10 protein-coding genes and 1 pseudogene are annotated in these 9,231 nt (G+C 73.0%); 5 read left to right on the top strand and 6 right to left on the bottom strand.

The features are described from left to right. Positions 1–231 (top strand): ATP-binding domain-containing protein (locus JNW89_RS18470; RefSeq protein ID WP_238449864.1); only part of this gene is annotated, 231 nt, incomplete at its 5' end. Between the two features lie 103 nt (positions 232–334). Here the strand turns inward: JNW89_RS18470 and JNW89_RS18465 are convergent. After that, the gene (locus tag JNW89_RS18465; protein ID WP_238449863.1) at positions 335–757 is read right to left on the bottom strand and encodes a hypothetical protein; all 423 of its coding nucleotides are present in this window, start codon (positions 755–757) and stop codon (positions 335–337) included. A gap of 183 nt (positions 758–940) precedes the next feature. Between JNW89_RS18465 and JNW89_RS18460 the strand changes: the two genes are divergently transcribed. Both JNW89_RS18460 and JNW89_RS18455 read left to right on the top strand, forming a co-directional pair. Next, positions 941–1,645: a glycerophosphodiester phosphodiesterase family protein gene (locus JNW89_RS18460; RefSeq protein WP_238449862.1), complete on the top strand. Its 705-nt coding sequence runs from the start codon at positions 941–943 to the stop codon at positions 1,643–1,645. Between the two features lie 100 nt (positions 1,646–1,745). Then, on the top strand, positions 1,746–2,126 hold the full coding sequence (locus JNW89_RS18455; protein WP_154942987.1) for a hypothetical protein: 381 nt from the start codon (positions 1,746–1,748) through the stop codon (positions 2,124–2,126). Positions 2,127–2,194: 68 nt separating this feature from the next. Here the strand turns inward: JNW89_RS18455 and JNW89_RS18450 are convergent, their stop codons facing one another. The 4 genes and pseudogenes from JNW89_RS18450 to pseB form a co-directional block, all read right to left on the bottom strand. Beyond that, on the bottom strand, positions 2,195–3,046 hold the full coding sequence (locus JNW89_RS18450; protein WP_309139999.1) for a sporulation protein: 852 nt from the start codon (positions 3,044–3,046) through the stop codon (positions 2,195–2,197). Continuing rightward, positions 3,036–3,878 carry a hypothetical protein gene (locus JNW89_RS18445; protein ID WP_238449861.1) on the bottom strand — a complete coding sequence of 281 codons (843 nt, stop codon included), beginning with the start codon at positions 3,876–3,878 and terminating at the stop codon, positions 3,036–3,038. The genes JNW89_RS18450 and JNW89_RS18445 overlap by 11 nt, the downstream gene beginning before the upstream one ends. Before the next feature lie 11 nt (positions 3,879–3,889). Then, positions 3,890–5,038 (bottom strand): annotated as a pseudogene (locus JNW89_RS18440) (DegT/DnrJ/EryC1/StrS family aminotransferase). Positions 5,039–5,043: 5 nt separating this feature from the next. Continuing rightward, positions 5,044–6,027: a UDP-N-acetylglucosamine 4,6-dehydratase (inverting) gene (gene pseB, locus JNW89_RS18435; protein ID WP_238449860.1), complete on the bottom strand. Its 984-nt coding sequence runs from the start codon at positions 6,025–6,027 to the stop codon at positions 5,044–5,046. 454 nt (positions 6,028–6,481) lie between these two features. Here pseB and JNW89_RS18430 point away from each other — a divergent pair, with 454 nt between their 5' ends. Then, positions 6,482–8,224: a hypothetical protein gene (locus JNW89_RS18430; protein ID WP_238449859.1), complete on the top strand. Its 1,743-nt coding sequence runs from the start codon at positions 6,482–6,484 to the stop codon at positions 8,222–8,224. Between the two features lie 69 nt (positions 8,225–8,293). Here JNW89_RS18430 and JNW89_RS18425 read toward each other — a convergent pair whose 3' ends face one another. After that, on the bottom strand, positions 8,294–8,803 hold the full coding sequence (locus JNW89_RS18425) for a GNAT family N-acetyltransferase (protein ID WP_309140000.1): 510 nt from the start codon (positions 8,801–8,803) through the stop codon (positions 8,294–8,296). Positions 8,804–8,892: 89 nt separating this feature from the next. Here JNW89_RS18425 and JNW89_RS18420 point away from each other — a divergent pair, with 89 nt between their 5' ends. Next, entirely contained in the window at positions 8,893–9,144 is a 252-nt protein-coding gene (locus tag JNW89_RS18420) for an acyl carrier protein (protein ID WP_238449857.1), read from the top strand. The last annotated feature ends 87 nt before the right edge of the window (positions 9,145–9,231 follow it).

Raw genomic sequence — 9,231 nt, 5'->3', positions numbered from 1 at the left:
GCCGCCGCGGTGGTGGCCGCGCTGCCGGAGGCCGCGGTCGGCGAACAGCCGGAGCTGGCGAGCCGGGTGGTGGTGCTGACCGTGGGTCAGGCCAAGGGCCTGGAGTTCGACTCCGTCCTGGTGGTCGACCCGGACGCCATCGTCGCCGAGTCCCCGCGCGGGCGCAGCGACCTCTACGTGGCGCTGACCCGGGCCACCCAGCGGCTGGGCGTGCTCCGCCCCACCTCCTGACCCCTGCTCCCGGCTCCACCGGCGAGGAACGATGTGGACAGCAGTGGCCTCACCCCGTGCGGGTGAGGCCACTGCTTGCGTTCGCGATCGTCGCGAGACCGGGTCAGCCCGGATTCGCGCGATCGTTGGTGAAGTTGCCCACCTGGGAGCCGGTCGAGGACTTGTCGCTCGTCGAGCCACCGGCGGGCGTACTCAGGCCGCCCGTGGTGGCGTCGCCGGTGGTGGTCGGGGCGACCTTGCCGCGGTGTCGCTCCGGCTGGCGGGCCAACCGGCGCACGCTGGCCGGCCCGGCGGTGCCGCCGGTGGTGGTGATCGCGCCCTGCCCCCGGGTCGGGCCGCCGTCGCGCAGCACGTTCGGGTCGATCGGGGCGTCGGCCGGATCGTCCGGGTCCTGCTCCTGGATCACCCGCAGCACGTCCGTCTGCGGCACGGTCACCTCGTCCAGGGCGCCCTCGCCGTAGACGCCGGCGGTGAGGCGTTCCTCGGCCAGCCGGGCGGACTCCCGCATCGTGTCGTTGTCACGCACGTCCATCACCTCGCAGATCTGGCGGTAATCCACTGCCTGCCCGGCCAGGCCGCGACCAAACCGGTCCACGCCGGTTCACCGACCGGCCGCCCGCCGCTCGCCTGCCGGCCGTTCCCGCTGTCCATGCTGACCGGCGGGTTGGCGGGAACCGCCCGCCCCCGTAGGAGAGACAGCCTGCGCAGAATGCGCCGTACCGCCATCGCCGCCCTGGTGGTGGCGACCGTGACGTCCGGTCTGGCCGCGCCCGCCCAGGCGCGACCGGGACCGGAGCGGACCTTCGACCTCCAGGCCCACCGCGGCGGCCTCGGGCTGCGGGTGGAGAACACCCTCGCCTCGTTCGGCAACGCCCTCCAGCTCGGCGTGAACACGCTGGAACTGGGCGTGCAGATCACCGAGGACGGCCAGGCCGTGGTGACTCACGACCGCAAGGTCAGCGGGGCCAAGTGCGTGGACACCGCCCCGGTGCGCCCCGGCGACCCGGAGTTCCCGTACGTCGGCAGATACGTCAACACCCTCACCCTGGCCCAGGTGCGCACCCTCGACTGCGGCTCCCGGACCCTGCCGGACAAGCCCGGCCAGCTGGCCGTGGCCGGCGCCCGGATGCCCCTGCTGCGGGAGGTCTTCGACCTGATCAAGCGCTACCGGGCCGACGACGTGACGCTCAACGTGGAGACCAAGGTGGAGGCCGGCGCGCCCACCGAGACCGCGCCGCGCGAGCAGTTCGTCCAGGTGACCGCCCGGGAGGTCCGTGCCGGAGCTGCTCGTCCGGGTGGCCGTGCGCAACGGCCTGCGCTGACGTACCACGCCGGTGGCGCTCTCCCGGCAGGGCGCCACCGGTGGCAACAATCCGCTGGTGACCCGGTGTTACCTCCCGGGGGCGTCGGGTAGACGGAGGGTGCCCGCGCCATGAACGCGAACCGTGCCGTGGCCGAAACGCGGTAGCGGGGCGAGGGAGTGCAGGTACTCATCAAATCCTGAGGAGGACCAGATGAGCACGCAGGCTGCATCCACCAGGCCCATCAACCGGCCGATGCAGGACGCGCCCAACCGGGCGGCGATGAACGAGGCTCCGACCCGTCCGATGCCGATGATGCACGACGGGCACCGCGAGCAGGTGATGCAGGCACCCGGAACGGAAACCAAGCCGTCGCTCCGTACGACGGAGTTCTGGGTCTACATCGCCGGCGTGATCGGCATACTGGCCGCGTCGTTCCTGGTCGGTAAGAACTCGGTCGGGGTGGACATCTTCCGCGCCCCGCAGGCCTGGTTCTTCATCACCCTGCTGACCATCGGTTACCTGGGCAGCCGGGGCCTGGCCAAGGCCGGCAGCAACTTCCGCAGCAGTGAAGAGCGCAAGGCCCGTCACTGACCCACGAGATCAACGCCGTGAGAACGATGGCCCCCGGGACGAGTCCCAGGGGCCATCGTCGCGTCGGCTCACTCGAAGTCGCCGCCGAAGTCGCCGCCGCCGAAGTCACCCTCGAAGGCGTCCTCGATCATCTCCCCGGCGACCAGGCCACCGGCGACGCCGAGGGCCGCCCCGGCGACCATGCCGCCCATGCCGTGACCCCGGTGGCCGTACCCGTGCGGGGCGCCGAAGCCGGCGGCGCGCAGGCTGCCGTAGCGGGAGGTGGTCTCGCGCAGCCAGCCGTCGACGACCTGCGCCCAGTCCACCCGGTCCGCGTCGGCGTGCGAGACGGTGTACCGGCCGAACGCGTCGTGGCCGGCGCTGAGGAAGCCACCGCGCTTGTCGCACTCGAGGATCACCTCGATGCCGTGCGGGCTGGTCACGAAGGTCAGCTCGACCTCGGTGACCGCCTGGGCGTACTGCGGCGCGGCGAAGAACTCGATCTCCTGGTAGAACGGCAGCGTCTGCTGGGTGCCGCGGAGGTGACCGCGCTCCAGGTCGGCGTGCTTGAACCGGAAGCCCAGCCGCTGGAAGGCCTCCAGGATCCGCTCGTGCACCGGCAGCGGGTGGATGTTGACCTGGTCCAGGTCGCTCTTGTCGACCGCCCGGGCGATCGCCAGCTCGGTACGCAGACCCATCGTCATCCCGCGCAGGCGCTGGCCGTACACGTCGGTGATCGGGGCCTCCCACGGCACCGGCAGCTGGAACGGGATCGACAGCTGCTGCTTCGGCGCCAGCAGCACCCGTGCCCCCGCCGTCACCACCCGGGCGGCCAGCGCGGCCAGCGGCCCGCCGTCGGGCAGCCGCTCCTCCGGCAGGTCGGACCAGGCGAGCATCTCCCCGCCGGGCAGCGCGATCCGGTCCGCTGTATCAGTCGTCACTCTTCTCCTCCTGGAGGTTCGCCCACCCGAGCAGCTCGCGCAGCTCGGCCGGCGTACAGCGGTGGTCGGTGCCCAGCTCGGCGCGGGCGATCTCGACGGCGGTCGGCAGGTCGACGGACTCGCCGTGCAGCTCCGGCCACTGCCGGCGGATCCGGGCGGTGCCGCCGAAGGTCGGGTCCTCGGCGGCGAGGATCATCGGGTCGCCGTAGACGGCGGGTTCGCAGCCGGCGGCGATGCCGTAGAAGATCGCGCTGGTCAGCCGGTTGGAGGCGACCCGCTTGTGCCGGCGCAGCTCGGTGAGCTGCTTGTCGAGGAAGAGCGGGTCGGTGTCCTTCCACCAGTGGCCGCGGTAGCCGTGGCAGATGACCCGGAAGCCGGCGTTCTCGTAGAGCCGGCGCACCCGGCGCATGCCGTACTCGTGCCAGTAGAGGCAGACCGTGACCGGGCCGGGTTCGGTGGCCCGGATCCGGGCGATCAGCTCCCTGTGGTCGCCCTTGACGTGCTGGCCCTCCCAGCCGTGGAACGGGTACCAGATGGTGCCCTCCCGCTCCGCCTCCGGCGGGCCCTGCGGGCGCAACGACAGCAGGTAGGCGAACGGCGCGCCGACGGTGACCACGTTGCGCCGCCCCACCGACCAGGCCCGCCGCCGGGTCTGCTCGGACCAGAGCAGGCTGGGGGTGAACTCGGCGTACGGGTGGCCGGGAGCCAGCCCGTCGCCGATGTTCCAGCCGTGCTGGACGTACCCGTTGATCCGGGGCGGGTGCCCGTCGCCCAGCCCGCAGTAGCGGGCCAGCACGTGCGCGTGGCCGTAGAAGTGGTTCGCGTGGTGCATCGGTTCCCCCGTCAGGCGGCGGCGGGACGGGCCGAGACGCCCCGCAGCGCCGCGCCCAGCGCGTCGATCACGCGATCCTGGTCGGCGTCGGTCAGGGTCGGGAAGAGTGGCAACGAGAGCTGCTGTTCGTAGAACGACTCGGCGACCGGGCAGGATCCGCGCCGGTAGCCCAGGTCGGCGAAGGCCGGGTGCCAGTGCGCGGGCAGGTAGTTGACCTGGACGCCGATGCCGGCGGCGCGCATCCGGTCGTACACCTCGCGGCGGCGGCCGTCGAGCACTCGGATCGGGTAGAGGTGCCAGGCCGGGGCGGCCCACGAGCGGCGGCCGGGCCGCAGCACGCCGTCCAGGTCGGCCAGCGCCTCGTCGTACCGGGCGACCAGCCGGTCCCGGGCGGCGAGGAAGTCGCCGAGTCGGCGCAGCTGGCTGCGGCCGAGCGCGCAGAGCACGTCGCAGCCGGTAGTTCAGGCCGAACTCGTGCACCTCCTGGTGCCAGCCGCCCTCGTCGGCCAGCGCAGCGCGTCCCGCTCGCGGACCAGCCCGATGTTGCGGAACGGCGGGCCCGGGTCAGCAGCTCCGTGTCGAGCGCGGCGACCGCGCCGACCCTCGGCCGTGGTCAGGTTCTTGGTGGGGAAGAACGAGAAGGTGGTCAGGTCGGCCAGCGAGCCGACCGGCCGGCCCCGGTAGGTGGCGCCGATGGAGTGCGCCGCGTCGGCCAGCAGCAGCGCGTCGCTGCCGGCCAGGGCGCCGCGCAGGGCGTCGTAGTCGGCCGGGTGGCCGGCGTAGTCGACGGCGGAGACCACCCGGGTACGCGTGGTCGTCGCGGCGGCCGCCGCGGCCGGGTCGAGGGTGAAGGTCTCCTCCTCGACGTCGGCGAAGACAACCTTCGCGCCGAGCGCCACCGCGCTGCTGGCGGTGGCGACGAACGTCATCGGCGGCACCACCACCTCGTCGCCGGGGCCCACCCCGGCCGCCGCGTACCCGACGTGCAGCGCGGCGGTGCCGTTGGAGACCGCCGCGCAGTCGACCCCGCCGGTCCAGGTCGCCAGGTCGGCCTCGAAGGCGTCGACCTGCGGGCCGGTGGTGAGCCAGTCGCTGCGCAGCGCGGCCACCACGGCGGCGACGTCGTCGGCGGTGACGGACTGCCGCCCGTACGGCAGCATCGCCGTCACGCGCCGAGGCCGAGCATGTCGCGCAGGTGCTCGACGCTCAGCCACTCGTCGTTGGTGTCCGACTGGTACGCGAACCCGTCCGGCACCGGCTCGCAGCCGACCGGCGGCTGGTAGCCCCAGGTGGCGATGGTGGGCTGGACGATGAACCGGTCCCTGGCGCGCAGCGTCCGTCGGCTGTCGTCCGGGGCGATCATCTCCTCGTGCAGCTTCTCGCCCGGCCGGATGCCGATCTCGTGAGTGGTGGCGTCCGGAGCGACCGCCTCGACCAGGTCGAGGATGCGCATGCTGGGGATGCGCGGCACGAACAGCTCGCCGCCCTGCATCTGGTCGAAGCTGTCCATGACGAACTGGACGGCCTGGTCGAGGGTGATCCAGAACCGGGTCATCCGCTTGTCGGTGATCGGCAGGCTCCTGCCCTCGGCGGCCAGCCGGCGGAACAGCGGCACCACCGACCCGCGGCTGCCCACCACGTTGCCGTAGCGGACCACCGCGAAACGGGTGGGGTGCTGGGCGGCGTAGTGGTTGGCGGAGACGAAGAGCTTGTCGCCGACCAGCTTGGTGGCGCCGTACAGGTTGATCGGGCTGGACGCCTTGTCGGTGGAGAGCGCGATGACCTTCCTGACGCCGGCCTCGATCGCGGCGTCCACCACGTGCTGGGAGCCGGTGATGTTGGTGGCGATGAACTCCGACGGGTTGTACTCGGCGGTGTCCACCTGCTTCAACGCCGCCGCGTGCACCACGTGGTCGACGCCGTGCATGGCCCGGGTGAGCCGGTGCCGGTCCCGGATGTCGCCGATGAACCAGCGCAGCCGCGGGTCGTCGCCGAGCTGCTGGCGCAGCTCGTACTGCTTCAGCTCGTCGCGGGAGAAGACCACCACCCGGGCCGGGTCGGCCTCGGCCAGGATGTGCCGGAGGAAGGTCCTACCGAAGGAACCGGTGCCGCCGGTGACCAGGATGGAGGATCCCGTCAGCTCGCTCAATGTGGTGCTCCCATGATCGCAGGTTGTGCGCCGGCGGCCGGGGGCCACGCGACCGGACGGACGCTAGCCACGGCGGGTTAACACCCCGACGCGCCCGGGTGAACCGACCGCGCTGGTCCTGTGAATGCCGGACACCCGGCAGGCGAACACTTGCGCCGACCCCGCCGAGCGGCTGACCTGCCCGATCGGTCCTGGCTACAGTGGCCGCGCGGCCCCCGGCGGCTCCCGACCGTCGGCCGCTCCCCACCGTCCCGGCGCCTCGGATCGATGGCGCCCGCCCCGCCTGCCGACGCCCCGGCACCCGGGTTGGAGATCTTGGACAGTTTCCGTTCGTGCGGAACGGCAAGTGTCCAAGATCCGGCCAGTGGCGGGCGCGGCGGCGGGCCGTGACCAGGAGCCGACCCCCTGCCGACCGACGGTCGCCGGGGGCCACCCCAGCGAGCAGGAGGCGACGATGGCGTCCGGTACCGACGTACGGGAACGGGTCGCCGACCCAGCCGACCCGGCCGAGACGCCGGCGGGGCCGGCCCGGCGGCGCTGGCTGGTGCCGGCGCTGCTGGTCCTGGGCTGGCTCGCCGGGGTGGCCTGGCGGATGTGGCTGGCCCGGCACGTCGCCCTGCCGATCGCGCACACTGACGAGGACAGCTACCTCAACACCGCCCGGGCGCTGGCCGGCGGGCCGGGCGGCTTCAGCAGCGAGAACGGCCCGTTGCGCCGGGTCGGCTACCCGATGCTGATCTGCCCGGCGTTCCTCGGCGAGCGGGACTTCACCGACAGCTACCGACTGGTGCAGCTGATCAACGCGGCGGTCAACGCCACCGTGCTGCCGCTGGCGTACCTGCTGGCCCGTCGGCTGCTCGCGCTGCGCCGGTCGTCCGCGCTGGTCGCCGCCGCGGTGGCCGCGACGCTGCCGGCCACCGCCTTCTACGCCGAGGTGGCGATGATCGACGCGGTGCTGGCGCCGCTGGTGCTGGCCTGGTTGCTGGCCGTGCACCGGTGGGTCGCCCGGCCGAAGGTGCTGGCCGCCGCGGCGGTGGGCACGCTGGTCGGCGCGTTCCACCTGCTGCACTCCCGGGGTCTGGTGATCGTGGCGGTGCACGCGGGACTGGTCCTGCTGCTGCTGGTCCGCCGCCGGGCCAGCCTCGGGCAGGCGCTGGCCGCGGTACTGCCCGTGCTGGTCCTGGCCCTGGTGAACGCCGTCGGCATCCGGCTGCTCGGCGACCGGGTCTACCTGCTGGGCAACCCGCCCGGCGGCGGCACCGTCCGGGCCGTCGCCTCCAGCCAGGGGCTGCTGCGGCTGGGGGCGGCCGTCGCCACGCAGCTCTGGTACCTGGTGGTGATCACCTTCGGGATGGCCGGGATCGCCTGGGCCGCCGCGGTACGCGAGCTGCGCCGGCGCGGGGGCGACCCGGCCGTCCGCTGGACCCTCGGCGTCGCCCTGGTGACCAGCGTCGGCGTGGCCGGCGGCGCGTCGGTGATCCTGGCCGGCATCACCACCAAGCCGCTGGACGCCATCTACGGCCGGTACGTGCAGATGCTGGCCCCGTTCTGGCTGCTGGTCGGGGTGGGGGTGCTGCTCACCGTGGCGTACCGGGTGCTGCTGGCCCGGGCGGCCGTCGCGGTCGCGCTGCTGGTGGCGGGCGCGGCGCTGATCGCCGGCCGGCTCGCCTACGTGGCGAGCCGGGGGCACGAGCTGCGCTACGGCGGCTTCGGCGCCCCCGACCTGATGGCGCTGACCGGCGGCTGGCGCGAGTTCCGCCCGTTCACCGGGGCGGCGGTGGGCGCGGTGGCCTGCCTGCTGCTGGTCGCCGCCGTCCGGGTGCCGAGGCTGCGGGTGCCGGTGCTCGCCGCGCTGGTCGTGGTGAACCTCGGCACCATGCAGGTGATCACCGACCGGCTGGTCCGGCCGATGGTGGCGGCGACCGCGCCGACCCCGCGCGTCGCCGACCTCGGGGTACGCCCCGGCGAGCGGGTCTACGCCTCCGTCGGGGTGCACTACGTCCTGCGGTTCAACCTGAGCCACCAGGTGACCTGGAGCGACGTGCGGTGGTTCAGCGACCGGCCGCCGGCCGCCGCCGACGTGGTCTTCGCCCGCTGGGCGCCCGGCGCCGGGGACGACTGGGACGGCACCCGCTACGGCTTCGTCCGCCTCGGCGGCAATCCGGGCCAGCACTGGGCGGCCTGGCGGCGCAGCTGACGATTCTTCCCCGACCTCGATGAACGGGAAATGGCCGGCCGGTTAATGCGCGGCGGACAATTGTCGACATCAGCGCCGTCGACGATTCTCCCGATCCAGCGAAACGGGGACGACGATGATGTCCCGGCCGTCGTGCACCTGCTTTTCGGGGATGCCCTCGACGAACCGGAACCGTCGGTTCATCCGGCGTACCACCGTGTTGTCGGCGAGCACCTCGCCGTCGAGCCGGTCGAGCCGCAGCTCGTCGAAGGCGTGGTCCACCGCCGCCCGCATCACCGCCAGCCAGGCGGGCAGCGTCTCGCCCCGCTCGGCCAGCCCGTCGGCGTCCAGGTAGAAGCCCCAGGAGCCGGTACGCGGCCCGTCGAGACGCAGGTTGAAGAAGGTCACCACGCCGCAGGGCCGGCCGTCGCGGACGTACACCAGGACCCGGCGGGTGGGGTCGGTGCGCACCCGCGACCACCACGCGGCGTGCTCCTCGGCGGTGATCTCGTGACTGTTCTTGCTGACCTGCCGGTTGGTTTCCTGATTACGCCAGGACAACATCAGGTTAACGTCGTCATCGGTCGCCCCACGCAGCACGCCGACCTCTTTCCATCCGATTCCCACGGGCCCCGGAAACCCTACCCGGGAATTGCCGGGACCAATTCCCGGGCGGTACACTCCGCCGCATGAACGAATTGAGTCGCGCGCAGATTCGCGACCTCATGGCGCAGGTGCTCGCCAACCAGGGCAAGGCGCTCCCCGACGACGACGCCGCCGACCTGCGGGAGATCGGCTTCCGGTCGCTGGATTTCTCCGAGCTGGCCCTGCGGGTCGAGGACTCCACGGGGGAGGAGCTGAACTTCGACGCCCCCGGCCTGCGCCGGATCGCCACCGTCGGCGACGTCCTCGACTTCCTCGGCACGCTCCAGCGGCAGTGACCGTCTCGACCTCCACCCCGGCCGGCCTGGACAACCGGGTCGTCGTCGGGGGTGCCGCCCGCACCTGGCGGGAGCTACCCGCGCCGG

This window comes from Micromonospora sp. 4G55 (assembly GCF_016803375.1).
The sequence above is the reverse complement of the archived record's forward strand: the minus strand, read 5'-3'. Positions and strand labels throughout refer to the sequence as shown.